The sequence below is a fragment of the Microcystis flos-aquae FACHB-1344 genome, assembly GCF_014698375.1.
Lineage (GTDB): Bacteria > Cyanobacteriota > Cyanobacteriia > Cyanobacteriales > Microcystaceae > Microcystis > Microcystis aeruginosa.
Genome location: NZ_JACJSW010000221.1, coordinates 74,890 through 101,146, shown reverse-complemented (window position 1 = coordinate 101,146; position 26,257 = coordinate 74,890). Strand labels below are relative to the sequence as shown.

At 42.8% G+C, this 26,257-nt stretch carries 15 protein-coding genes and 1 tRNA gene; 2 read left to right on the top strand and 14 right to left on the bottom strand.

Going from position 1 to position 26,257, the window contains the following annotated elements; translation table 11 throughout:
* The 5 genes from H6G48_RS23990 to H6G48_RS23970 all read right to left on the bottom strand — a co-directional run.
* Window positions 1-7,403, bottom strand: a 7,403-nt coding sequence (locus H6G48_RS23990; protein WP_190723620.1) for a Calx-beta domain-containing protein, incomplete at its 3' end; no start/stop codon positions are given.
* Between the two features lie 836 nt (window positions 7,404-8,239).
* Entirely contained in the window at window positions 8,240-9,172 is a 933-nt protein-coding gene (locus H6G48_RS23985; RefSeq protein WP_190723619.1) for a DUF4351 domain-containing protein, read from the bottom strand.
* A 551-nt stretch (window positions 9,173-9,723) separates the two neighbouring features.
* Window positions 9,724-11,214, bottom strand: a complete 1,491-nt coding sequence (locus H6G48_RS23980; protein ID WP_190723618.1) for an MFS transporter — start codon at window positions 11,212-11,214, stop codon at window positions 9,724-9,726.
* Between the two features lie 22 nt (window positions 11,215-11,236).
* The gene (recO, locus tag H6G48_RS23975) at window positions 11,237-12,019 is read right to left on the bottom strand and encodes a DNA repair protein RecO (RefSeq protein WP_190723617.1); all 783 of its coding nucleotides are present in this window, start codon (window positions 12,017-12,019) and stop codon (window positions 11,237-11,239) included.
* A 91-nt stretch (window positions 12,020-12,110) separates the two neighbouring features.
* Window positions 12,111-12,183: transfer RNA gene (locus tag H6G48_RS23970), tRNA-Ala, on the bottom strand.
* 77 nt (window positions 12,184-12,260) lie between these two features.
* On the opposite strand from H6G48_RS23970, the gene trhO reads away from it, so the two are divergent.
* Window positions 12,261-13,073, top strand: a complete 813-nt coding sequence (gene trhO, locus H6G48_RS23965) for an oxygen-dependent tRNA uridine(34) hydroxylase TrhO (RefSeq protein ID WP_190723616.1) — start codon at window positions 12,261-12,263, stop codon at window positions 13,071-13,073.
* Window positions 13,074-13,121: 48 nt separating this feature from the next.
* Here trhO and H6G48_RS23960 read toward each other — a convergent pair whose 3' ends face one another.
* The 4 genes from H6G48_RS23960 to H6G48_RS23945 are packed head-to-tail and all read right to left on the bottom strand — an operon-like array spanning window position 13,122 to window position 16,221.
* Window positions 13,122-14,687, bottom strand: a complete 1,566-nt coding sequence (locus H6G48_RS23960; RefSeq protein WP_190723615.1) for a protein kinase domain-containing protein — start codon at window positions 14,685-14,687, stop codon at window positions 13,122-13,124.
* 57 nt (window positions 14,688-14,744) lie between these two features.
* Window positions 14,745-15,167 (bottom strand): polyhedral envelope domain-containing protein, encoded by a 423-nt coding sequence (locus H6G48_RS23955; RefSeq protein ID WP_147072240.1) that lies wholly within the window; start codon window positions 15,165-15,167, stop codon window positions 14,745-14,747.
* 44 nt (window positions 15,168-15,211) lie between these two features.
* The gene (locus H6G48_RS23950; RefSeq protein WP_190723624.1) at window positions 15,212-15,655 is read right to left on the bottom strand and encodes a polyhedral envelope domain-containing protein; all 444 of its coding nucleotides are present in this window, start codon (window positions 15,653-15,655) and stop codon (window positions 15,212-15,214) included.
* A 44-nt stretch (window positions 15,656-15,699) separates the two neighbouring features.
* Window positions 15,700-16,221: an ATP-binding protein gene (locus H6G48_RS23945; RefSeq protein WP_190723614.1), complete on the bottom strand. Its 522-nt coding sequence runs from the start codon at window positions 16,219-16,221 to the stop codon at window positions 15,700-15,702.
* A 408-nt stretch (window positions 16,222-16,629) separates the two neighbouring features.
* On the opposite strand from H6G48_RS23945, the gene H6G48_RS23940 reads away from it, so the two are divergent.
* The gene (locus tag H6G48_RS23940; protein WP_002798966.1) at window positions 16,630-17,157 is read left to right on the top strand and encodes a hypothetical protein; all 528 of its coding nucleotides are present in this window, start codon (window positions 16,630-16,632) and stop codon (window positions 17,155-17,157) included.
* 41 nt (window positions 17,158-17,198) lie between these two features.
* Here the strand turns inward: H6G48_RS23940 and H6G48_RS23935 are convergent, their stop codons facing one another.
* From H6G48_RS23935 to H6G48_RS23915, 5 genes are all read right to left on the bottom strand, one after another.
* Entirely contained in the window at window positions 17,199-17,978 is a 780-nt protein-coding gene (locus H6G48_RS23935; protein WP_147072238.1) for a pentapeptide repeat-containing protein, read from the bottom strand.
* Between the two features lie 678 nt (window positions 17,979-18,656).
* The gene (locus H6G48_RS23930) at window positions 18,657-21,755 is read right to left on the bottom strand and encodes an efflux RND transporter permease subunit (RefSeq protein WP_190723613.1); all 3,099 of its coding nucleotides are present in this window, start codon (window positions 21,753-21,755) and stop codon (window positions 18,657-18,659) included.
* Between the two features lie 42 nt (window positions 21,756-21,797).
* On the bottom strand, window positions 21,798-23,153 hold the full coding sequence (locus H6G48_RS23925) for an efflux RND transporter periplasmic adaptor subunit (RefSeq protein ID WP_190723612.1): 1,356 nt from the start codon (window positions 23,151-23,153) through the stop codon (window positions 21,798-21,800).
* Window positions 23,154-23,213: 60 nt separating this feature from the next.
* Complete coding sequence (locus H6G48_RS23920) at window positions 23,214-24,515, bottom strand: MFS transporter (protein ID WP_190723611.1); 1,302 nt, start codon at window positions 24,513-24,515, stop codon at window positions 23,214-23,216.
* Window positions 24,516-24,563: 48 nt separating this feature from the next.
* On the bottom strand, window positions 24,564-26,195 hold the full coding sequence (locus tag H6G48_RS23915; protein ID WP_190723610.1) for an FAD-binding oxidoreductase: 1,632 nt from the start codon (window positions 26,193-26,195) through the stop codon (window positions 24,564-24,566).
* Between the last annotated feature and the right edge of the window lie 62 nt (window positions 26,196-26,257).

The following is a 26,257-nucleotide window of genomic DNA, read 5'->3' as shown; positions in this document are numbered from 1 at the left end:
AGATTGATGGTTTCTGTCGCTTCAAAGATACTGTCATCAATGATGGGGATGGTGACGGTTTTACTGGTTTCTCCGTTGGCGAAGTTAACCGTAATTGCGGTGTTATTGTAGTCGCTTCCTGTGGTCGCTGTTCCATTTGTTAGGTTAATAGTTGCACTAACTGCACCATCACTTCCATTGGTACGAGTTAAAGTAACTGCGGTAACAGGGGTTCCATTTTCATTGATGGAGTAAGTCCCGTTGCTAAATTGAATGACTCCTGGTACTGCGTCATTATCAATAATCGTTAGGGTGGCGGTTTGTTGGGTTCCTAAGGTTGCGCCACCTGTGGGATTAGAAAGGGTTAAGTTGACGGTTTCTGTTGGTTCATAAATGGTGTCATTGATGAGGGGAATTGTCACCGTTTTACTGGCTTCTCCATTAGCAAAGGTGACAGTAATGGCGGTATTAGTATAGTCGTCTCCTGCGACTGCACTGCCATTACTAGGGGTTAGAATAACGCTAACTTCACCATCACTTCCATTAGTCCGAGTTAAGGTGATATTGGCGGTTCCGTTTTCGTTGACGGTGTAGTTGCTGCTATTGAGGCTAATAATTCCCCGTTGCGGTAAGTCATCGTTAAGAATGGTTAAAACTGCTGTAGTTTGGGTTCCTAATGTTGCGCCACCTTGGGGATTAGACAGACTGAGATTGATGGTTTCGTCTGTTTCAAATTGGCTATCGTTAACGATGGGAATGGTGACGGTTTTACTGGTTTCCCCATTGGCGAAGTTAACCGTAATTGGGGTGTTATTGTAGTCAGATGGTGCTGTTGCTGTTCCATTTGTTAGATTGATTCTGACACTAACTGCGCCATCACTTCCATTGCTACGAGTTAAAGTAACTGCGGTAACAGGGGTTCCATTCTCATTGACTGAATAAGTCCCATTGCTAAATTGAATGACTCCTGGTACTGCGTCATTATCAATAATCGTTAGGGTGGCGGTTTGTTGGGTTCCTAATGTTGCGCCACCTGTGGGATTGGAAAGGGTTAAGTTGACGGTTTCTGTCGGTTCATAAATGGTGTCATTATTGATAGGAATGGTGACAGTTTTACTGGTTTCTCCATTAGCAAAGGTGACGGTAATGGGTGTATTAGTGTAATCGTCTCCTGCGATTGCACTGCCATTACTAGGGGTTAGGATAACGCTAACTTCCCCGTCACTTCCATTAGTACGAGTTAGGGTGATATTGGCTGTTCCGTTTTCGTTGACGGTGTAGTTGCTGTTATTGAGGTTAATTGTTCCCCGTTGCGGTAAGTCATCATTAATGATGGTTAAAACTGCTGTAGTCTGGGTTCCTAATATTGCGCCAACCGTTGGATTAGAGAGGGTTAAGTTGACGGTTTCGTCTGCTTCCAATTGGCTATCGTTAACGATGGGAATGGTGACGGTTTTGCTGGTTTCCCCGGGGGCAAACGTCACCGTGAGCGGGGAGCTATTATAGTCACTCCCTGCGATCGCCGTGCCGTTACTTAGGTTGAGGGTGACACTCACCGACTCGGTAATGATGCCGCTACGCTCGATCGTCACTGGTGCGATCGCCATACCGTCTTCATTGACTCGGAACGTAGCGGCACTGAAGGAGAGAATCGCCGAAGCATTAATGCCAATCGGTACAGCACGGACATTATTTGTGTTATCGACCTCGCCTTGAGCATTGGAATTGTCGGCCACAAACAACAGGAAGCGATCGCCCGATACATTACCCGGTAAAGCGATGTTACGGCTAATGGTGTAGCTGGCTCCGGCGGCGAGGGGCGTTTGGCTGGCGATCGCTTCCGAGGTGATGAATATATCGGACGCATCGAGTAGGCTATCTCCTGACAGGTAAACCGCGTCCGACCAATCTGCCGAGGCTTCCGAAGTTCCCTGATTGGTGGTTGTCCACGACACAGCAATATTACTGCCCGTGATTGCGGTTGTTGGCGCATTAGCGGTGGAGACGATGAGATCGGGAGCCGTTACCACAATTTCAACGACTCGCTGGTTATTCGTCTCGTTGATTTCTCCCTGATTGCCAGAACCATCGGCCACGAAGATCAGGTAACGCGTACCGGGGGTAATACTGGCGAGGTTAACAGTTTTGTTGATCGTGTAGCTGCCGTCTGCCGCGAGGGGGGTTTGGGTGGAGATCGCTTCGTTGACGAGGAGCGTATCGGACCCGTCTAGGGTCTGGTTCAAGGATAGGTAAACGTAATCCCGCCAATCTTGGGGAGCTTCCCCTGTGCCTTGGTTTTTTACCGTCCAAGACAGGGTAATGGGGTTGCCGATGATGCCGCCACTCGGAGCGATCGCCGATTCCAGAACTAGATCGGCGGAGGAGATGTTAATCGGTAGGGCGAAAACGTTATCGTTCTCGTTGGTTTCACCCTGCCCATTGCCATAATTGTAGGCATCATCCGCAACAAAGAGCAGGAAACGATTGCCCGTTGTCGTCGTAGGTAGGGTGATATTAAGGGTTCCACTGTAATTGCTACCCGTTGCTAGGGGCGTATTACTGCCCGCCCAACGGGCGCCCAAGATGCGATCGCTTCCCCCACTAAAGGTCGCATCATCGGACAGGTAAACCGAATCGTACCAATTCGCATTCGCAGGAAATTGTCCCGAATTGGCCACTGTCCAGGTGACAGCGATTGTACTGCCTAGAGAAACCGAACTGGGTGCCGTCGCCCCCGTCACTGTCAGGTTCGGCGCGTTGAGGGTAAAGGGAACCGAGCGAACGTTATTATTTTCGTTGCTTTCTGCCTGATTAGCATTCCCATCGGCAACAAACAGCAGATAACCACTACCGCTTGAAGCCACATTCGGCAGGGTAATCGTCCGGTTAACCGTATAACTGAGTCCGGCGTTTAAGGGCGTTTGGGTGGCGATCGCTTCCGACGTAATCAGGGTATCGCTAGAGGGATTCCAGACCTCGTCCGTAGAAAAGTAGATGCGATCGCTCCAATCGGCGGGTGCTGTCACGGTACTGGTATTGGTAACTGTCCAGGAAACGTCGATCGCCCCTCCTAAAACCCCTGAACTAGGAGCCGTCGCTGCCGACACCGTCAGATCGGGAACCCCAATCGTGATCGGAACGGCACGAACGTTATTATTTTCATCCGTTTCACGCTGAGAGTTACCCCACCAATAGGCATCATCGGCTAGAAATAAGAGAAAATAGTCTCCGGCGGGACGGTTGGGTAAGGTGACATTACGAGTAAAGGTGTAGCTATTCCCTGCCAGCAGAGGGGTTTGGGTCGATATTAGATCACTGGCAATCCGAACGTCATTAAAGCCCTCAAAGGTATTATTTGTGGACAGATAGACCGAGTCGTACCAATCAGCCGCAGCATCCACCGTTCCTTGATTCGTTACCGTCCACGACACCGCAATACTCTGACTAGCAATGCCGTTTGTAGGCGCAGCCGCAGCAGAAACCACCAGATCGGGAACAGCGATCGCAATGGGCAGCGAGCGAACATTATTCTCTTCGTTGGTTTCCCCTTGCTGGTTACTGCTATCAGCACGGAACAGGAGATGATAATTCCCGGCAGCCACACTCGGCAGGGTGACAGTTCGCTCAATGGTGTAACTGCTGTTGGGATTTAAGGGGGTTTGGGCGGCGATCGAAACCGTGTCAGAGGTGATCGAACGATCATCAAAATCTCCCCAAATCGTATTCGTCGATAAACGAACTTCATCGCTCCAATCCGCCGAGGCTACGACATCACCCCCATTGGTTACTGTCCACGAGACATTTAGGGTTCCGTTAGTCACGGCTGTGGTGGGGGCGGTGGCAGCAGTGACGGTCAGATCGGGCGCGGTGAGGGTGATGGGAGTAGCAATGATATTATCGGTTTCGTTGGTTTCTCCTTGGGACCCTTGGGACAGAGAAGCGTCGGTGACAAATAACAGGTAGCGATCGCCAATACTGGTAGCGGGTAAGAAAATATTTTGATTATTGGTATAACTGGCATTAGGGGCGAGGGAATTCGGTCGGAAAAATTGGCCAATATTCACATCATTACTATCTAACAGCCCATCGTCGGATAAATAAACGCGATCATCCCAACCCGCAAGGGCAGAAACCGTTCCGGTATTGGTGACTCGCCAAGAGAGGGGAAGCGTTTGACCAAGTACCGCCGCCGAGGGAGGAGATGTGGGGTTAGAAATGACGAGATTTGGTGCGTTAACAGCGATCGCAACCGAACGAATATTATCGGTTTTATTACTCTCTAATTGCCCATTATAGTAATCTGTCTTAACCAGTAAATACCCGTTGCCCCCCACTGTGTCGGGAAGGGTGATATTTTGGGTAACGTTATAGGCTTCATCGGGATCGAGGGGTAGATTGGCAAAGGTAGAAGCCAAGATTTGCGTGAGATAAATATCGTCACCATTGCCAAAAACGGTATCCGATGAGAAAAAAATTCGGTCATACAACCAAGAGGTGTTGGTGACTCCCGTTCCTTGGTTCTGCACTGTCCAAGATACGGCGATTGTCTGTCGGGTGCTGGCGGTACTGGGGGCCGTGAAATTAGTAATAATTAAATTGGGTGCAGTAATATCAATCGCTTGAGCATAAACGTTATCGTTTTCGTTTGCTTCTGTTTGGTAGTTATAAGCATCTGTTCTCACTAGCAAATAACCGTTACTTACTACACTACTGGGTAAGGTAACGTTACGACTTACTGTATAGGTTTCATTGGGTTCTAAGGGTAATCCGTTGCTACTGGAGATAAATTGTTCAGTAAGATAAATATCATCACTATCCCCATAGATATCATTCTTGGAAAAAACTACCCGGTCATACCATAAAGAACTTCCTGTAGTCACAGAACCGTCATTTTTCCCTGTCCAAGATAGGGTAATAGTCTGACTAGCACTAGCGGTAGTCGGAGCGGTGACATTACTAATAATTAAATTGGGACTAGCAATATTAATCGCTTGAGTATAAACGTTATCGTTTTCGTTTGCTTCTACTTGGTAGTTATAAGCATCTGTCTTAAATAGCAAATAGCCATTACCTACTGCTGCACTACTGGGTAAGGTAACGTTACGACTTACTGTATAGGTTTCATTGGGTTCTAAGGGTAATCCGTTGCTACTGGAGATAAATTGTTCAGTAAGATAAATATCATCACTATCCCCATAGATGTCATTTTTGGAAAAAACTACCAGGTCATACCAGTTAGAACTTACTGTCGTACCTGAACCGTCATTTTTTCCCGTCCAAGATAGGGTAATAGTCTGACTAGCACTAGCGGTAGTGGGAGCGGTGACATTAGTAACAATTAAATTGGGTAGAGCTATATCAATCGCTTGAGCATAGACGTTATCGTTTTCGTTTGATTCTACTTGGTAGTTATAAGCATCTGTTCTCACTAGCAAATAACCGTTACTTACTACACTACTAGGTAAGGTAACGGTACTACTTGCTGTATAGGTTTCATTGGGTTCTAAGGGTAAGCCATAATAGCTGTAGATATAAGATTCAGTCAAATAAATATCATCACTATCCCCATAGATGTCATTTTTGGAAAAAACTACCCGGTCATACCAGTAGGAACTTCCTGTAGTCACAGAACCGTCATTTTTACCCGTCCAAGATAGTGTAATACTCTGACCAGCACTAGCGGTAGTCGGAGCGGTGACATTAGTAACAATTAAATTGGGTAGAGCTATATTAATCGCTTGAGCATAGACGTTATCGTTTTCGTTTGATTCTACTTGGTAGTTATAAGCATCTGTCTTAAATAGCAAATAGCCATTACCTACTGCTGCACTACTAGGTAAGGTAACGGTACTACTTGCTGTATAGGTTTCATTGGGTTCTAAGGGTAAGCCGTTGCTACTGGAGATAAATTGTTCAGTAAGATAAATATCATCACTATCCCCATAGATGTCATTTGTGGAGAATACCACTCGGTCATACCAGTAGGAACTTCCTGTAGTCAGAGAACCGTCATTTTTTCCTGTCCAATTGACAGTGAAAGACTGTCCTGAACCCACATTAGTAGGAGCAGTAGCCTCAGTAATCACTAAATTGGGCAACTCTCCCGTTAGGGTGATAGAGGGAGAAAATTCTGAGGTGTTTCCATCGGGATTAGTTGCTGTGCCAGTAATATAGCTATAGAGTCTCTCGGCATTAGGCAAGGAAAGGATAAAATCAGCACGACCATTATCATCTGTAGTAACAGTGATATAGGTACGGTAATCCTCTCCTTCTCCGTTACCACTAGGATCTTGTGTACGATTAGCAAAAATTTCAATCCTGTATTCCTTGTTGGCTTCACTATCTAGATAACCAATCAGGGTGGCTGTTCCTGCGACAACTTCAGCAGAGGTGAAAACGGGATAGTTTTGTAAAGCATTCGCTCCTGTATCGCTATCACCTTCATCATTAACGGTGACTCCATCCCGTCCTAAATCAATCCCTAAACCATAATTCTCATAGATACTATTGCCTTGAATAGTATTTTTCTGAGAGTTATCTACAGAAATGCCATTAGAGTTGTTATAGTTGATGGTATTTCCTGTAATTGAATTACCTTGTGCCTCTTCTTGGATACTCATCCCCTCGGCATTATTAAACAGAGAATTACCTGTAATTTGATTACCTGTTGCATCCGCTCCGCGAATAACAACACCGGTCGATTGATTATAATGGATGGAATTGCCTTGTACGAGGGTATTTTTTGCTCCGGCTAAATCAATCCCAACCCCATTAGGACGGGATGAAGTTCCCGATGAATCAAGACCAATGTAATTATTAATGACTTGGTTATTAATTGCAGTTTCACCATTAATTAATACACCTGTTCCCGTATTACCAGAGATAATATTCCTTTCACTGGTATATCCCCCAATCAAATTATTGGCAGATTCAATTAAAATACCGCCTTCTCTATTGCCCCAAAATCCCTCATAAATGTATTCAACATCACCAATATAATTACCTTGAATAATATTATTCCCTTGATCAATTAAGCGTATTCCATAACTACTAAACTGGGTAATAATTAAGCCACGGACGGTACTGTCACCGGCACTAATAACTAGACCTGATAATCCTTCACCTGCTTGATAACCACTAATTTGAATTATCGGCGTTCCCGCGTATCCCGGTTGACTGGTACCATCAATCAAGACAGGGGATGTAATTTCTGGCAAAGCCGATAAGGGAGTTATGGTATTTGTATAGTATCCACCCTCACCAATATTAAATACAATGGTATCTGTACCCGGATTATTATTAGACTCAGTTATTGCCCATCTTAGGGAACCTTCCCCATCATCGTTGGTATTAGTAACTGTGTAAGTAGTTCCTAGATTAGAGGTTGCAGTTGTTGTTTCCTGTACTGACAGAGGATTATTCATATCCTTAGCTCCAAGACAAAGAAGTTTAATACTGAGGCGTTCATCGTTGAGTATTTCTCAGGAAGTATAGCCTAAGCTACCTAGCTATGTCAAGAAGTTTTCAGTAATTTCATCTAGTCCTTTGAAAAACTTAACCAAATTTAGAGTATATAGCTATTGGCTATCCCCTTATTAGTTCTATATTCTGGGTTATAACTGTTGAGATTGTTTGGGCTGCCACCGGTAAGGCGATGTTTATATTCTTAAGTTATGTTAATAGCTTAATTTCTATGGTTTTCATAGTCTAAAAACAATAGTTATCCTCTTGTGTGAATAGGAGGAAAATCTAAGCTGGTATCTCCAATTCAGTCGCTCATAAGTGGGTGGGTGGAATTAAATATAAAATGAACGTAGGTTGGGTTGAAGCATGAAACCCAACGCCCGCATGGGTTACGCTACCGCTAACCCATCCTACAAATAATTGTGCCTCCCTACTTAACTAGATAATAGAAACTGTAGCGATTAATAAGTGCCTAAGCAAAATTAATTACACATTTAAGCCGCTACTCCGTCAGCTTTTTCAGTGACCAGTAAACAGTGAACTGAAAACTCAAATCTGATCCCTGATAGCTATCTCGGAGTCTCGGAGTCTCGGAGTCTCGACACGGCACAAATTCTCTCTAACTGGCGACTGTCAGAAATCCAGAAAACGAGTTCCTTCAAGAAACCAGTTTTCTCGATAATACCGTGAGATTGGGGGGGGATTATGGTGTTGAGATGAAGGTTATCTCTCAATTCCCCCCTCGCCATGAAAATTTTAGCGGGTGATGGACAAAAGGCGATCGCTAACGTCAAAGCTAGGCAGTTAAAGTATTTAACCAATTGATTAAATCTTCAACCGTAGAGAAGTCGAATAAAGCTTCTCCTAATGCTTCGACATCATCAATACTTAACTGCATGATTTTAGTTTCTAATGCAGGATTAATTTCCCCTAACTTGCGTTTAAGTTGGCGAATAATAAACGTCTTTTCGCGTTCGATACCTTGTTCAATACCTTGTTCGATACCTTGACGCATCCAACTGGTAGTAATTTGCATAACTCCCTCCTGTACGGGTTGACTAAATGTGCTAATCTCTTCTTGAAATTGTATCTCTTCGACCGGATTTAGATTGAGATAAGTATCAATAAATCCAGAAATTAATTGCATTCTCGCCGCATCTAACCGTAAAGTTATTAACAAGCGCAGACATTCCGCCTTAACTTTTGCTCGCTCTTTGTCGGCAATGTTCATCTTCGCCATCAAAGCCGAAGCAACCGGATTCGGCTGATTGAGAAAATCTCGCCAATTTAATCGATTTAATTGCACGACTTGATAGTTAAATTCTAATACCTTGAAATCGGGAAAATCGACTACATATTGACTAATTGCTTCTTTTTTTGGCTTTGAATAAGAAAAAATTACAATGGGATAAATCGGTAAGACAAATTTCTCATGAAAGCGAGCAAAATAAGTCAACATTCGCCGGTTAAACCCCTGGCGGGAACTTTGCTGCGCCTCCAGATGAATCAGAAAGAAAGATTCTTTTCCTCGAAACTTAACTTGTGCGACTAAATCGCTTTCATGCCTTTCTCCTTCCGTGACATCGGTAAATACTTCTTTGTCTAAAAAAGTAATCGAGTCCCTATCTAAATAATCCATCACTTGAGGAAAAAACAACTCAACAAATTCGACAAAAAAGGTGGAGATTAACTCCTTAAATAAGCGATCATGGTCAATATTATTAGTCATGTAATATAATTTTAACGAATCTGAGCGGTGAATGACTACCAGAAAATAACAACTTTTTGATTCTAACAAGTTTAAGGTTACTTTGTCTCCTGATACTAAATCTGGTTATTAAAGACTGATTATTTATTCCCCTTTTTGCATGAGGCATGAGTAGAAAACGGGTTTCTCCGAGAAACCCGTTTTCTGTGCGTTACTCAGTAATTACTACCACAAGCTACCGTTTAGTTAATGTTAGTTTCGCTTCTTTGCGGGGGGTATGGGAGAATAAATAAAGGCAATCTCCTGACTTGAAAGAGGGTGTAGGGTGTGGGTTGTGGGGTGTAGGGAAGGAAACCTCTTTCATCTGTGGGGGTGAAAATTTTTTCATCGGGACTGAATACTGAATACTGAATACTGAATAAGTACCTAAGCAAAATTAATTACACATATCTAACCACCTCTTGCCTCTTGCCTCTTGCCTATCTTCACTAGGAAATTAATTTTGCACGACTACTTACTGACTCCTGACTCCTGATTACTGTTTACTGATAACTGATAACTGAAAAGTTCCGCTAATCTTTAGATAAATTGCCAGAAACATACCAAGTAAAACCACCGCCGATAACTGCCATAACTGCTAAAGCTAATAATACCGGTCGGAGTCCGAATTGAGTTTCGGCGATACCCGCCACGGCTAAGGGTAAAGAGAGGGCAATATTAACGGCATTATTTTCTAAACCAAAGACTTTACCGCGCATTTCGGGGGGTGTATCTGCCTGTAGGGTGGTTTGCATGGGAACCCCGACTAAAGCGGCAAAAATCCCTAATAAAGCGGTCATAGCGAAGGCTAAAATTAAACTCTTTGTGGCTAGAGATAAACCGATTAAAGCTGCCGCCATACCCAGGGAACCCCAGAGACTTAATTGGGTGTGGGAGAATTTTTGGCCCCAATAACCCAAAGTAATCGCACTAACTGCCATTCCTGCACCACAGGAGGCTAATAAAAAGCCGAATTGAGAGGCTTTTAACCCGGGTAGTTTTTCCGCCATACTGACGGCTAATACCGATAGAGCAGCAAAAATACAGAATAAGATGACTAATTGAATCAGGGCGTTACGAACTTTATGATTTTTGTTGAGGTAACGAATGCCGTCGCGGATATCTTCCCAAACATGGGGCTGTTCTGCGGTAGGAATGACATATTTTTCGTTAGTTCGCAGGATAATTAGAATTAAACCGGCAATTATATAAAAAGCACCGACAATCATCACTTTGCCAATATCAAATTGTCCGGCTCTCGTGCCGAAAATGCTATCGGCAAAAGCTAATACCGGTTCACCGATGGCAAAACCGATAATTAATACCGCCATGGTGGTTAAAGTGTTGAGGGAATTAGCGGGTAGAAGATGACGACGTTTTACCACTAATGGCAGGGTAGATTGTTCGGCGGGGGCAAAAAATTGGGTTAAGGTGGAGACAAGAAAAGTAATGACTAACAACAGGAAAAAACCGAAGGGTAAGTTAAATTCTCCTTGTAGCCGGTAATGCCAATTTCTTAAACCGTCAGGCAACCAACCGAGGGGAACGGCTAAAGTTTGCTCGCGCACTAACCATAATAATAGGGGTATGACGAGGACAAAAGCCCCGCGTAAAAGGTTAGAAATAACTAAAACTTGTTTTTTTAACCATCTATCAACATATACACCCGCCACCGAACCCACTAACACCGCCGGAATTGTATTAGCAATCATTATCGCTGATACCCAGCCACTAATCGATTGATCGGCTTTTTGGTAATGGGTGGCAATTAGGGAGATCATCAGGACTAAATAGAATTTATCCGCTAATTGGGAAAAAATTCCCCCCGCCCAGAGAATGAGAAAGCGCGGGTTTTTTAGCACTGGGGCAAAACCCTGACTAGGATTGGATTTGGGCGCACGTTTAGGCAAGCGGTTCATGGTTTCTGCGTCGGATTGCCTCGGTGAGGAATCGGAAGAATTAAAAACAGGAGTGGAGGAGTCGCTAGAATTAGCGTCGCTAGTTTCTGAGTCAAACAGTTGCATTATGATGATTTTTGCTATCTGTTTAAAATTCTAAGGGAGATAAACCCTCAACTAATGCCGAGGAGCGAAAAGTTTTTCCTAGATGATATTGAGTATAGCGGCGCAGCAGGCGATCGAGGTTAATCCAAGCTAGTTCTGAGGTAAGGTTTTCTTCTGGGGGAAAATCGGTTTTTCCTAGGCATTGCAGTAATTGCAGTTCTTGCAACGTCAGTTTACTATCGATTTTGGGCGGGTTGATTGTTTCTGTTAGGGCAGCTAGATCTATTATTCCCCCTGCCTCGAAACTAAATCCTAGGCAATTGTCCCCAATTAAAGCTTTTCCCGTCAACAGGCAGTTATGGACTTGCGGCACTAAGCCGGCAATTGTTAAGAAATGAAAAATTGCTTGACAAAGGTAGGGAAGTATGTATTCATTCTCGTCGAGGACTTCAATTCTGGCCAGATGGCTGCAGATTAATTCGTATAATTCCCTCTGGGGTTGTTCGCTCAGAGCGATCGCCAAAACCAGTTCGCAGAGGTATTGACTAACGGTGAGTTTGGCGAGATTTTGACTTAATTTGGGATAAGATTCGATAGTTTCGGCTTGAACGACCTTATCTAGGGATTTTCCTGCGACTATTAACAGATTATTGACCACAAATAGTTCGCTTCTACCCCGCAGGGAAGATTTATACTTGCGCGCACCTGGAGCGATGGCTCTAATTAAACCATATTCGGCCGTCAAAATAGTTAAGAGGCGATCGGCCTCTCCGAAGGCCATTCCTTGCAGATTGATTCCAGTAGCTTGATAGGTACGAGACATCATTTAATAATTAACTAGCTAATTGTCTTCCCAAAAAGACTTGAGCTAATCACCAAGCAAAAGTGAATCAGTCAGGACTATGGGGGAGATGCTATGGAGGTTAGCGGACTCGAACCGCTGACATCCTGCTTGCAAAGCAGGCGCTCTACCAACTGAGCTAAACCCCCGATCTGGTTTTTAGGACACTTTCGTTATCATAACCTATAGTGAAAAATATTACAAGTTAATTTTCCCTTTGCTTGCCATGTCTTATCTAGTCGCCACTTTTTACCAGTTTGTGGCTTTGTCAGATTATCGTCAAAAACAGCCAGAAATACAAAAATACTGCCAAGAAAGAGGAATTAAAGGAACTATTCTTCTGGCAGCCGAGGGGATTAACGCAACGATCGCCGGGAACAGTCAAGCGATCGCGGAGGTGATTAGTTGGTTAAAAACCGATACTCGTTTAGCTAATCTAGAGGTGAAAGAGTCTGTTTGTGATTATTTGCCCTTTCAACGCCTAAAAATTCGCTTAAAACAGGAAATTGTGACTTTTGGTCAAGCCAAGGCTAATCCTCTCGAAAAAACAGGAATTCATCTCAAAGCTGAAGAGTGGAACCAATTGCTGAAAGAGCCGGACGTGGTAGTGATCGATACTCGTAATAATTATGAAGTGGCGATCGGTACTTTTGCGGGAGCGCTTAACCCAGAAATCCAGCATTTTCGCCAATTTCCTGAGTATATTCACGACAATTTTGATCGTATTAACAATAAGAAAATAGCTCTTTTTTGTACGGGGGGAATTCGCTGTGAAAAGGCGGCAGCTTTTTTATTAAATCAAGGCTTTTCTCAAGTTTATCAGCTAGAGGGAGGTATTTTGAAATACTTAGAAGAAGTTAGTCCTGATCAGAGTCTTTGGCAAGGAGAATGTTTTGTTTTCGATCAAAGAGTGGCCCTAACAGCTAATTTAGAGGTAGGACATTATGAAATGTGTCCCGCTTGCGGTCATCCCATCGATGCCAAAGATAAACAGTCCCCCAATTACCGAGCAGGAATATCTTGTCCCTATTGTAGTTGATTTTATCCTATCGTCCTGCTCCCATCTCCCTACTTTTCTAGGTTCTGGTTACTGTTTTTTGCGGATTTGTGTACCAGAAATCATGTCATGAAGGGCGCGTTTTTTCTTTGTCCAGGCTGCCAGTAAAAAGCCCAAATATAAGGGAGCAGTGGAGATAAATTTTAGTAAGTAGCGGCGATTGGCTCTTGCAAAAGATATGCGTCGGCCTTGGCTATCGGTGACGGATAAATCAAAAAACATTTTACCAATAGTGGCTTTAAAAAGATATTCTAAGAAAACATAATATAACCATTTAATCACTATTCCTAAACCGAGAGCGGTCAGGATGGCAATATGCTCGTGAGTAAAGTTAACTTTGGCTTGAATATTATAGATAATTGCTGCTATAAATAAAGCAAAACCAAAAATTGTTGTTCCAGCTGCACTTAATCCTGCTGCGTAGTAAACCCAGATTTCTTTGGCTATATCAAAATCAAGGTTTAAATCTTGAAAAGTTGACCATTGTTGTAAGCGAAAACAGATATAACCACCTAATAAAGCGGCGATAATAAGAACGATAAAAGAATCAATTAAAGAGGCTTTTAAACGGAGCCAAAACCCGGCATAACTGGGAGAAATTGCAGCGAGTAAAGAAATAAGTGCAGGATTGGGAATAGGAATAATTTTAGGTTTTTCAAGAGAAGAATTTTTAGTTTTTTTAGTTTTTTTAGTTTTTTTAGTTTGATGGGGATTGGCTTTAATATCAGTAATAATTTTTAGCAAAGTTTTGGTGTCTTTAGGTCGATCAATAGGTTTTTCTGCCATTAAATTATCGATAAAATCTGCTAATCGAGAAGGGATATTTGGCGCATATTTACGCCAGTTAAATTCATTGGTATTAATATTATAAATTTTCGGGTCACTGGGTTCTTTACCGGTTAACAAAAAGACGAAAGTTTTGCCCAAAGCATAAAAGTCTGACTGGGGGACAGAGTGACCGCGAGATTGTTCGGGAGGAGCATATCCAGGGGTATAAATTCCTGTATTTTTACCTCCTGCTAGGACGGTTTTAGTCACTTGTCGCGCCGCTCCAAAATCAATTAAAACTAATTGACCATCGGGTTTTAAGATAATATTAGAGGGTTTGATGTCGCGATGATAGAATTTATGTTTATGAACTTCGTAGAGAATATTAGCTAACTGAGTTAACCAATCACAAGCGAGATTATAATCAATCGGTTTAAATCCTCTTTGTTTTTGATATTCTTCTAAGTCAATACCAGCAATTTTCTCCATGACTAAACAGTGTAAAGCAGTTTGACTCTCCCGGGGATGATAAATAAAATAGTTTTCTCCTTTGGGAATACCGGGGTGATTTAATTGTTTTAAAAGATTGGCTTCCTGTTGAAATAAATCAATAGCTTTACTGGAATCGTAGGTAAGAACTTTTAATACTTTGGGTATTTTATGTTCATCTATCACTTCATAGGTATTACCAAATCCACCTTTGGCACTCAATAAATTTGTGACTCGATATTTACCATTTAAAAGCAAGTCGGAACCACAGGATTGACAGTAACGACTCTCCGGGATACTTTTCGGTTTAGGACAATGAGGATTAATACAAAAACTCATGGATTTTATTGGTAGAGTACAAAATAAACTTGATGATTAAAATATCCCCTGATATATTTAAGGTTTATTGCCAAGAAAAAAGCCGCGCAATCCCAAAGTGACCACGGCACTTAAAAAAGCTACAATCATGGGGATAATCAGAGATTTAAACCCTTTCAAGTCCGCAATATCTTTAACTAGGATTGCATAACTATCTTCGACTTTTTCCAGTCGTTTATCCATCGCTTCGACTTTCTGATCAAGAGTTTTAATATCTCCTTTGATTTCTGTGACTTCCACCTTTAAATCATTAACATCTTTTTGGAGACTGTCAAATTTTTGATTAACATCTTTTTGGAGACTGTCAAATTTGTGATCCATATCTCTTTGGAGATTGTCGATTTTCTGATTAACATCTCTTTGGAGGGTGTCGATTTTACTCTCGATCCTTGTCAGGACAGATTCGAGAGAATAGGTAACGGTTTCGCTAGTTTGTGTCATCATTAAAAACCTCTTGAAAAGAACTACTTTCTTGACATAAAAAATTAAGGTTTATTGCCAAGAAAAAAGCCGCGCAATCCCAAAGTGACCACGGCACTTAAAAAAGCTACAACCATGGGGATAATCAGAGATTTAAACCCTTTCAAGTCCGCAATATCTTTAACTAGGATTGCATAACTATCTTCGACTTTTTCCAGTCGTTTATCCATTGTTTCGACTTTCTGATCAAGAATTTTAATATCTCCTTTGATTTCTGTGACTTCCACCTTTAAATCATTAACATCTTTTTGGAGACTGTCAAATTTTTGATCCATATCTCTTTGGAGATTGTCGATTTTCTGATCCATATCTCTTTGGAGACTGTCAAATTTTTGATTAACATCTCTTTGGAGAGAGTCAATTTTCTGATTAACCTCTTTAATGCTATCTTTAATTTCTTTCAGGACAGATTCGAGAGAATAGGTAACGGTTTCGCTAGTTTGTGTCATCATTAAAAACCTCTTGAAAATAACTACTTTCTTGAATTAAAAAATTAAGGTTTATTGCCAAGAAAAAAGCCGCGCAATCCTAAAGTTACCACGGCACTTAAAAAAGCTACAATCATGGGGATAATCAGAGATTTAAACCCTTTCAAGTCCGCAATATCTTTAACTAGGATTGCATAACTATCTTCGACTTTTTCCAGTCGTTTATCCATTGTTTCGACTTTCTGATCAAGAATTTTAATATCTCCTTTGATTTCTGTGACTTCCACCTTTAAATCATTAACATCTTTTTGGAGACTGTCAAATTTTTGATTAACATCTTTTTGGAGACTGTCAAATTTTTGATTAACATCTTTTTGGAGACTGTCGATTTTCTGATCCACATCTCTTTGGAGACTGTCAAATTTTTGATCCATATCTCTTTGGAGATTGTCAAATTTTTGATCCATATCTCTTTGGAGAGAGTCAATTTTCTGATTAACATCTCTTTGGAGATTGTCGATTTTACTCTCGATCCTTGTCAGGACAGATTCGAGAGAATAGGTAACGGTTTCGCTAGTTTGTGTCATAATTAAAACCCTCTGGTCGATATAGCCAAATATAATTAGGTTATGCTGAAACAGTTTTTCGTGGGGGTGGGGGGTGTCGGGTGTGGGGTTTTAGCCATTTTCAGGTGGTCAATTACCCAATGTTCAGGGAAAAAGTCCCGGAATTTTCCCCCCTGATCACTCCAATGTCTGACACTTTTTGAGGGCAAAAAAGCCTAAAGATATTATCCAACAAAGTTTTTAGATTTATTCAGCCAGCCCTAATTATTCCCCTATTGCCTATTGCTAGGAGCCAAGGACGATTTTGCTACCGGAAAATTTTCAATTGTGGCCAGAGATCGATCGTGGTAATTTAAGAAAGCGATCGGGGAACTCTAACAGGGAAGATCCCGACCCTAGCGAGGGAGTGCCTGTTTAACCGTCTGTCCTATGTACAAGTCTATTACTGTTTTAACGCTGCTGACGGGAATTATTGCCGTTGATGTGGTTTTTGCTCAATCCACTGTTAATCTTCCCATCACAGTTAAACGGGGAGAATCCTACGAAGGATTATTGACTAGAGCATCGCAATTAGCAGAGAAAACTATCATCAGTCGTTTTAATCAACAACAGGGTCTTAATAAAATTGATTTATTGATAACGGCCGAAAAATCAGGGGCGATCGCACCTCTCCTCTCGGTGAAGGTATCCCGTCAAGATTGGTTTGGCCATCCCAATATTCAACGCTGGGCTAATGTTTTTCCCTTTGGCAAAGCTCTCCTCGGTTTTAGCTCTCCCGCACCCGTCGTCACCCCGAAAAGTCCCCCCGCTGCCGTTAATCCCACGCCATCTCCAGCACCATCTCCCAGTGCTACCACTCCTCCTCCTCCCCCTGCTTTACCCTTCGAGGATGAGCCGAATAATGCTCCCCCAATCCCCATTCCTAACCAAAGATTAACCACTCCAGCTAATCGTTAATCGATAGGAAAAGGAGGGGCTTTCGGCAGACATATTGACTTTTAAGTGGCAAAACGGGGCTGAAACCAGTCTAGGGGAAAAATATCATCTTCTTGGGCGGTTTCTGTCCAAACGGTGACGCTCTCAAAACCAGTCCCCGTCAAGTTAGCACCCCTCAAGTCCGCTCCCTGTAGATTTACTTCTTGTAAACGCGCTCCCGCTAGATTAGCACCCGCTAAATTGGCCCCGCGTAAATCACTACCCGTCAGACGTGCCTCGCTAAAATTAGCCCTTTCTAAATTAGCCCCCTGAAAGTCCACCTCTTTAAGAAAAGAGCCGCTAAAATTGGCTTCCCTTGCGGAAATCTGACGACATTTAGCCCCACTTAGCCGCGCCTCTTGCAAATTAGCCCAATTGAGATTGACTTTATCTAGGGTTGCCTCCAAGAGATTAACTAAGTATAAATTCGCCCCGCATAAATTCGCCCCGCATAAATTCGCCCCCCGGAGATTAGCATGGGAAAGATCCGCCCCACTTAATCGCGAGTTACGCAGGTTTGCCTGTACCATAAAGGCCCCGGTGAGATTAGCTTTGGTTAAGTCCGCTTCCACTAATTGCGCTTGACTTAATTTGGCATAGGTTAAATTCGCCCAATTCAAACTCGCTCCCCGCAGATTTGATTTAGTCAGAAAAGAGCGACTCAAATTAGTTCCGCGCAAATTGGCCGCCGCAAAATTGACAGCGATCAGAGTCACTTGTTGTAGGTCTAGACTCATCAAGTCAATGGCTAAAAAATCCCGCTCTCCTTGTTCGTAGAGTCTTAGTAACTGATTAACTTTCATCTCCCTTCTTCTACTTCTAAGATGGTGGTTAAGAAGTAATCAACAAAAGCACCTAAAAACTTTGTCCGATAACTCACTCTGCTTTTAGATGAGCAATTTACGAGGCCCTCCTTTGAGTTTATGTAAAGTTTTTTATCAATTTTTTAAGGGAAGATAACCCGAACAGCAAGTTAATTTTAATCATAGTTAAATAGCTTGGCTAAAACAGTTTGACTGGTTTTTCCAATTCTACCCCAGTCCATCGGGTAATTAGTATCTGAAACTACTCTTGTTAAAAAACTTATCTATTGTTTAAACTCGATTATATTTAGGGTCGGCTGAATAATGGTAAAACCCTTTGAAAATAAGGCTTTTGACCTGTTAAAATCCGATGTTCATGCTGCGAAAATCGGATTGGGACCCCCAAAAACCTGGCATTATCCTCCTTTCAGTACATAAGTTAGTACAAAAAGAGAGGGCAACAAAGCCTGAAACGACCGGCTACTGACGACCGACGACCGACGACCGACTCCTAACCCCACCAACAAACTTTTTGCCGCAAACCCTATTTAACCCAGCTAATTCCCCGTATTTTCTCGGATCAGGGCGGTGGAGCCGAGAGGACTTTCAGGGTATTTTTACCCAAATCAATAGAGACGTTGCCTAGCAACGTCTCTACAAAAGTGGTATTTAATCAAGCTACTCAGGAACAGACAGAGGGGAAACCTTTTGGGCTTGAGCGAGATAGTACCATCCCGACGGGACAAATACCAGTGCGCTTAAGGTGGTTCCGATTACCCCGATGGAAATACAGATAGCGAGGGGTTCCCAAAAAGCCCCGCCGTAGAGAAATAATGGCACAAATCCCGTCACGGTGGTTAAGGTAGTGGTGAGAATGTGACGGGTGGAAGCAATAACCACTTCCCGGATTGCCTTGCGTTGGCGTTGAAGATGGGGAGGTAAAGCTTGTAAAGCCGCTACCACGACAATAGAATCATTAACGGAAACCCCAACTAAGCCGATAGTGCCTAAAATGGACATGAATCCCAAGGGATATTCAAATAACCAGAGGGAAAATAAGGCTAGTCCAATTGAACTAATACCGACGACAGTAACTAGGGCAGCAAGACGGAAGGAGTTAAAAGAAAGAACAAGGGTTGATAGCATTAGAATCGCCAAGACTCCCACACTAGCAATTAGATTAGCCACAGCTGTATCTCTTTCTTCTTCCTCTCCGCCAAATTCGAGCCGATACCCTGGCGGAAGAGAAAATTTGCCCGATTCTAAGTTTTGGCGAAATTCGTCTAAAACCGTTGCAGCGATCGCATCAGCTTGAACATAGGCCTTCACCGTATTAATTCGCTTGCCATTTCGTCGAGGAATCGTGGCTAATTCGGGGAGAAAATCAAATTCTGCCACGGAGGAAAGGGAAATATTAGCCCGTTCAGCAGTGGCGGAATTACCGAGAATATTTAAAGAGGCAATTTGTGGCAGTTGCTCGCGATCGCGATTAGCGACTCGGACTCGTACGGGTAATTCTTCCGTTGCTTCTAAAATCGAGCCACCCACAGAACCTTCTAAAAGGTTATCCAATTGGCTGGCGATCGCCGCATTATCCAAACCAATTAGTCGAGCTTTTTCTTCATTAATTTTTAAGGCTAATTTAGCTTGAATTTCACTTAAATCAGCAACAGAATAGGTTATTTCGGGTATTTTTGCCAGTTCTTCCCGTAGGGACTCGCCAATTTTCCTTAACATCTCCAATTCTGAGCCATAAACCCTAATTTCGATCGGGGCGCCCACCGGTGGACCCTGTTCTAGGGGGCTAACTAATACCCTAGCCATCGGTAGAGCTTGACTTAATTGTTTTTGTAAGGTTTCGATCAATTGGGGTTCATCAGAAACTTGCCGAAGTTGAATCAACGCTTGGGCAAAATTAGGAGAGTCTTTGACGCCATCGGAGAGATTATAGTAGAAGGGGGGAGCATTACGCCCTAAAAACCAGTGAACTTCCCCAATTTCTTGATGATCTAGCAGTATTTTTGCAGCTTGAGCCACTTTTACCTGAGTTACTTCTAGGGTTGTGGTGGGGGCCAGTTCGATTTCTAGGGTTAACTGATCTCGTTCTGCTGGGGGAAAGAATTCTTCTGGGAGAGTGCCAGCGACAACAAAGCCAGTAATTGGGATAATCAAGCCAATAACCAGACCTAATACGGGAAAATAGAGATTCAACTTCAAAATTTGGCGATAAAACCCCGTTAGGAGCGGTAAATTAATTCCCGTATCCCACCAATGGGTTTTTGTCTGGTGCGAGCGATGAGTCAGTTGATATAAACGTAAACTGAGGACAGGAATAATCGTTAGGGACAAAATTAGAGAACTAACCAAGGCTAAGATCACTGTTTGGGCGATAGTACGCACGAATTCGCCAGTGCCTCCTTGCAAAAGAGCGATCGGCATAAAAGACAAAATCGTGGTTAGGGTAGAAGCTAAGAGGGGAATCCCTAACTGTTTAACGGTTTCAGCAACAATATGTTCGTGAGCTATTCCGGTCCGTAGTCCTTTTTGCAGTTCATCGACAATCACAATAGCGTTATCGATCAAAAGTCCCAAAGCAATAACAATTCCTGTCACCGACATTTGATGTAGGGGGATTTGCCAGAGATTCATACCGGCAAAGACCATCAGGATCGATAAAGGCAAGGATAAACTCACCACCAAGGCGGACTGCCATCCCATCATCACAAAAGCTGTCCCCATGACACAGAGTAACCCTAGGATCATGTTGCTGAATAATCCATCGAGTCGGTTAGCCACATAACGATTTTGGGCAAAAATTATCTTGAGGCTCACACCTTGGGGGAGAGAGGGTCGAAACAGGTCTAACTTGGCCTGGGCCGCCGCTGTCCATTCGTCTATGCGTTGGCCCGATTCCATCATAGCGGCCACCACAATAGCGGGTTTACCGTTAATAATGGTTAGTTCTGGTGGTGGTTCTTGAATTCCCTTGGTAACTAGAGCGATATCTCCTAAACGGGTAAATTGTCCCTCATTACTGTAACGAATCGGAATTGCTCGAATCCGAGAGAGTGATTCTAAACTGGTATCGACTTCCAATAATAAATTATTGCGATTACTGCGAAGTTGTCCGGCGGCGACCTTGGCATCACTGGTTTGAATTTGTTGGGCAACTTCGACGGCGGTTAGGCCCAGGGAGGATAATTTCACCGGATCGATTTCGACTAAAATTTCCTCGGCCGGAACCCCGACTAACTCGACCCTTTCGGTTCCCCAAAGGGCTTCTAATTCATCGAACAGTTCTTGGCCAAGTCGGCGTAAAATAGCGTAATTAGGAGCGGTATCTAGATCCCAAAGGATGGCAGTCAATAAACTAAAGGCTTTACTATATCCTTCTTCGTATAAGGGTCTTTGGGCTTCTGGGGGTAGTTCCGGGATGACATCGGTAATCCGATCGCGAATGCGTGACCAGACGGGATCCACATCAGTCACTTCATCTTTAAGTTCAATATTGACCGTGGAACGCCCTAATTCTGAGGAGGACTCAATCAGGCTAATTTCTTTGATGCTAGAGAGAGATTGTTCAATTTTTTCGGTCACTAGGGATTCGACCCGATAAGGACTGGCACCGGGTAAATTGGTGGTAATGGTGGCACCTCGATTAATTGTTTCGGGATCTTCCATGCGCGGCAAAATTTGAAAGGAAGACAATCCCCAGACAATAATCAGAATTAAGGTCAGAATTAGTAATCTAGGTTTACGTTCAAATAAGTTATTCATTGGAGATTATTAGGGATAATAAAGCTGATTAATGACCACTGACTACCAAATTTCCACCATTTGCCCGGGTACGATGCGGTGAACCCCTTCGACGATCACTCGATCACCGGAGGTGAGAGTCCCGCGCACCAACAAGCGATCGCCTTGAATCGCTAGAACTTCTAAATCTTGGCGTTTGACGGTAAACTGTCGAGGATTATCGGGATTAGCTTCTCCTAGAACATAGGAAGACCATAATCCTCTCGTGCCTTGTACTAAAGCTTCTGTGGGCAACCAATAGCCCGATTGTGGAACTGATTGAGATAATTCTAGGCTGACCACTTGCCCCGGAATCAGGCCCTGAGTCTGATTTAAACTTAAAATAACCGTGGCGGTACGGGTAGTTGGATCAATTTGGGGCAAGGTTGAAGTGACTTGTCCTGTTACTATTTTGTTACCAATTTTTAAACGATGTTTACTGCCAATTGGTAAGTTTTCGGACTGGTCAATGGGAACCCCTATACGCGCTTCCAGTTTATTACTTTCCACTAAACGAACGATCGGATTACTTGCAGAAACAACAGTGCCAATATTGACGTGAAGGAGGGCAATAGTACCATCGTAGGGGGCTTGAAGTTGGCTTTTCTCAATCTCTAATTTAATATTCTTCAGTTGGGCATCAAATTGGTCAATAACGGCTTTTTGCAGAGAAATCAATTCGGGACGAGTACCGGCCTTGAGTTCATCTAATTGACTTTGGGCTTCATCAATTCTCGCTTGTTGTGCATTAACATCTGTTTGCACTTCTTCGAGTTGTTCTCTAGTAATTGCCCCTTCTTGATACAATCCTAGCCGTCTTTGGTATTTAGATTGGGCTAAAGCTAATTGTTCCCTGAGATCTCGGACTTTTGCTTGGGCTGCGGCGATACTTTCTTTCCTGGAACCAGCTTGTAATTCTTGCAGTTTAGCCGTCGCTTGCGATCGCTGGGCGATGAGTTCTTGTTTTTGTGCTTCTAAATTGCGTGTATCTAGAGTAGCAATTAAAGTACCTCGGCGTACCTCTTGACCCTCTTGAACCAATAAACTAATTAATTGTCCCGAACGCTCAAATCCTAGTTCACTTGTCCGTTTAGCCACAATATTACCCGTATAACGGCGCGGTTCTTGGTGATGGGTGACAGGACTTAAAGTTAAGGTTCGCACAGGTAAGGCTGCCGTCTTGCTCTTATCGATTGCTAACGAAGCGGTTTCTTCTGAGGTGGTGGATTCAGAGGTGTCTTCTAAGAGGACATTACGCAGGGTAGGATAGGCAAAAACCGAGGTGGCCGCTAGGATCCCAGTAATAATTAATCGCCAGGGCAATCGCAGTTTTTTGATAGCAGTTTCTTGCTGTTTGGTGATGGGATTGGGGGAAGTCATAATCCAGTTCCAAATGAGTAGGGTTTAGTCAAAAGTAATAACAGATTAGCGAGGAAAGAACTATTTTTTGATCGCATAAGACCGGAGGACAAAAGCCGCTGCTAGGGATAATATACCGGCGGACAAAAAGGCAATTTGTACCCCCCAGGGGTTATCAGGAGTTTTCCCGAAAGAAAGGATTAATCCTGTTAGAAAAGACCCCGCACCTTGGCTAAATTGAATTAGGAGACCCCTAGTTCCAAAAAATATTGCTTCTCGTCCCATTCCCTGTTGCTCCGCATCTTGATCGATAATGTCCGATAACATGGCATTCGGCAGACTAAAAAAGCTGGCTAGGGCTAAATTAGCGATGATTGAAAGGATTAACCAAGGAATCAAAGAATCTTGCCACCAAAAGCGACCACAGGCCATGGCAATCATACCCAGGCCAACCCAGATTAAAGAACCTTGAAAAACCAGTTTTTTGCCATATTTTTGCGCTAAGGGTAAAACTAGGGTAAATCCAGCTAAGGCACTCCCCACGATAATAGTATTAATCACGGCGGCAAAACTTACCTCTCGTTTGAGGAGAGCAATTACTAAAAAAGTCGGAATCACCGAGATAATACTAATCACCATCCACGCCAAGATCATGGTGATCATATATATACAAAAAGTCCGATTGGTAAAAGCCGCCGTTAAGGTGGTTTTAAAGTTAGGATATTTCCCCTTAGAAGGACTATATTCTTCTTTTTCTAGCAAGGGCATAGCTAGAGTAATTAGCCCAATAAGACTAATAGCAATACCCATCCCATGAAAGCCATAACTATCAGTTAACCAAGGGGCAATAATCCCACCAATGGTGGCACCAACTAAACCAAAAATTCCGATTTGAGTTGATAATTTAACTCTTCCTTCTGGGCTTTTAGCGAGAGTGGGCAACCAGGCTAAATAGGGAACATGGTAGGATGCCATGCCCACATAAAACACCCAAAGCATGGTGACTAAATAAATGAAGTAAGTGGTTTGATTTAAGTTATTAGGGGGATTAAACAACAGGATAAAACCACCAATTAAAGGGACTAAACTGGCCAGTATAAATGGTCTTCTTTTGCCCCAAGGACTCCAAAAGCGATCGGAAAAATAACCGACTACTGGCTGCACAAAAGCCCCAGCAATACGGCTAATCATTATCGCTATCCCCACTAAAGCAGAGGGCAATAAAATGGATAAGTTATAGTCATTGGGAATGCCCGGGTCGTAGCGATAAATTAGCATGGTTAGAAGGGCATTATTAACGATAAAGTTACCAAACCAACCAGTGATATAAGGAAGATAATCTATTCGGAGATGTTGCCATTTGCTAGAAGTGCTAGAAGTCATTAGAATTGGGGGAGAGATGGGTAGTTAGCAGTAGATTGTTAGGCTTATTTAAAGAAATTCGTAGCGACCGGGTGAGAGAATGTGATTGGGATCCAAGCTGTCTTTAATTTTCTGGATTAAGCAACTATAATCGTCTTGGGCTGCGGGTAAACTATTCATAGAGTGGGTACTAAGACGATAGGGATAATAGCCTTGATTGATCAATTCTGCCAACATTTCATCGTGACAATTTAAGGCTTTTTGGTCTTCTCCTTCTAGCAATCGATCATAAAAAATGGCAGCATTGATGTTGATATTGCGCTCGGTAATACAGTTAATGCCGATATTGGGTTCATAACCATATTTTTGAGCGATGCTGCTGATAATATTGAGAGCATTTCTGAGATGATTTCCCAGAAAAGGAACAGCGGGAACACACCAAATCATGCCACAGGCATCCAGGTCTAAATTCAACCTATCGGTGGGGGGCGTTTTTTTGCGCCAATAAGCCATCTTCAGCACTTTTTCGGTAATCATTCCTCGTTGGGGATTTTTGTGATAAATTAAATCCACCTTGTCCTTAATTTCCACACCGGTAAATACTTTAAAAATGGGACTCATTTTGCTGGCCATTTTGAACTTATTTTCATCAAAAAACATAAGTTTATTGACAATTCCTTTCAAGGCTTTTTCAATTAGGTTTCTTTCGACTTTTCCCTGTTCTGGTGAAGCCGAATATAAAGCTCCTTCTCCTATCCAAACACCGCCGCCCCATTGATGACTTAATTGTTCTAATAAATCGGGGGGTAAAGGAGTTTTTTCTTGGCATTCCTGCCAGGGATATTGTTGTTGAATAGACAACATTCGGTAGTTATTATTAATGTGGAAGGTCGTTTTAATTACCCCTGCCATTTTCAGTTGACGTAGTTGATCGATCAATAACTCTAATTTATTTTCTTGATCGATGCTATAGAAAAAAGCCTGAAAATATTCAGGATAGGGCGTTAACCAAAAAGTCATTTTGGTGACGATTCCCAGGTTAGATTGGGTAAAAATTCCATCAAAATAGGGACCGACTCCCCAACGATTGACCGCCCCTATTTGGGAGTTTTCAAAGCGATTAAATCCCGTATGAACACATTCACCTGTGGGCAAAACTACTTCCATTCCACAGACATGATTAAAGCGATCTCCCAAAGGTCCTTTGGCTTCACCCCGTTCGAGAATATTGCCAATAATACTAGAATCAGGAGTCGAACCGGTGACACTCATTAATAATTTATTGCCATTTTTCTGCAAAAAATCGTAGAGTTGTCGCTGAGTAACACCCGCTTCAATAGTTACATAAGCTAGGGTTTCATTATAATCCAAAATCTGATTTAATCGACTCAAATCCATTAAAACCGAACCGGTGCGGCTAGGAACTCGCGAACCATAACCCCAATTTTTACCTGTACTAATAGGATAGACAGGGGTTTGATAGCGATTAGCAATTTTTAGAGATTCTTGGACTTCTTGACGATTACCTGGGCGAATAATTGCCGGGATTTTAGCATGGGTTTCGTAGGTAGCGGTCTCGGCTTCTAGGCGTTTTTTGTTATCGGTGCTGACATATTCGGAGCCTAATAAATTTTCCCATTCTTGTAGAGCGTTAGTTAAATTGTCGCTAATAATATTTTCGGAAACAATTAGAGAGTCCATAGTATTTTTTTTCTCCTTGAAATTCAGGTATGAGGGGTAATTAAAGGGCCGTAGGGAACCGG

Excerpts from the sequence above, each read along its gene's own strand:
- H6G48_RS23985 (WP_190723619.1), bottom strand. The coding sequence starts at position 9,172 with ATGACTAATAATATTGACCATGATCGCTTATTTAAGGAGTTAATCTCC.
- H6G48_RS23980 (WP_190723618.1), bottom strand. The coding sequence starts at position 11,214 with ATGCAACTGTTTGACTCAGAAACTAGCGACGCTAATTCTAGCGACTCC.
- recO (WP_190723617.1), bottom strand. The coding sequence starts at position 12,019 with ATGATGTCTCGTACCTATCAAGCTACTGGAATCAATCTGCAAGGAATG.
- trhO (WP_190723616.1), top strand. The coding sequence starts at position 12,261 with ATGTCTTATCTAGTCGCCACTTTTTACCAGTTTGTGGCTTTGTCAGAT.
- H6G48_RS23960 (WP_190723615.1), bottom strand. The coding sequence starts at position 14,687 with ATGAGTTTTTGTATTAATCCTCATTGTCCTAAACCGAAAAGTATCCCG.
- H6G48_RS23955 (WP_147072240.1), bottom strand. The coding sequence starts at position 15,167 with ATGACACAAACTAGCGAAACCGTTACCTATTCTCTCGAATCTGTCCTG.
- H6G48_RS23950 (WP_190723624.1), bottom strand. The coding sequence starts at position 15,655 with ATGACACAAACTAGCGAAACCGTTACCTATTCTCTCGAATCTGTCCTG.
- H6G48_RS23945 (WP_190723614.1), bottom strand. The coding sequence starts at position 16,221 with ATGACACAAACTAGCGAAACCGTTACCTATTCTCTCGAATCTGTCCTG.
- H6G48_RS23940 (WP_002798966.1), top strand. The coding sequence starts at position 16,630 with ATGTACAAGTCTATTACTGTTTTAACGCTGCTGACGGGAATTATTGCC.
- H6G48_RS23935 (WP_147072238.1), bottom strand. The coding sequence starts at position 17,978 with ATGAAAGTTAATCAGTTACTAAGACTCTACGAACAAGGAGAGCGGGAT.
- H6G48_RS23930 (WP_190723613.1), bottom strand. The coding sequence starts at position 21,755 with ATGAATAACTTATTTGAACGTAAACCTAGATTACTAATTCTGACCTTA.
- H6G48_RS23925 (WP_190723612.1), bottom strand. The coding sequence starts at position 23,153 with ATGACTTCCCCCAATCCCATCACCAAACAGCAAGAAACTGCTATCAAA.
- H6G48_RS23920 (WP_190723611.1), bottom strand. The coding sequence starts at position 24,515 with ATGACTTCTAGCACTTCTAGCAAATGGCAACATCTCCGAATAGATTAT.
- H6G48_RS23915 (WP_190723610.1), bottom strand. The coding sequence starts at position 26,195 with ATGGACTCTCTAATTGTTTCCGAAAATATTATTAGCGACAATTTAACT.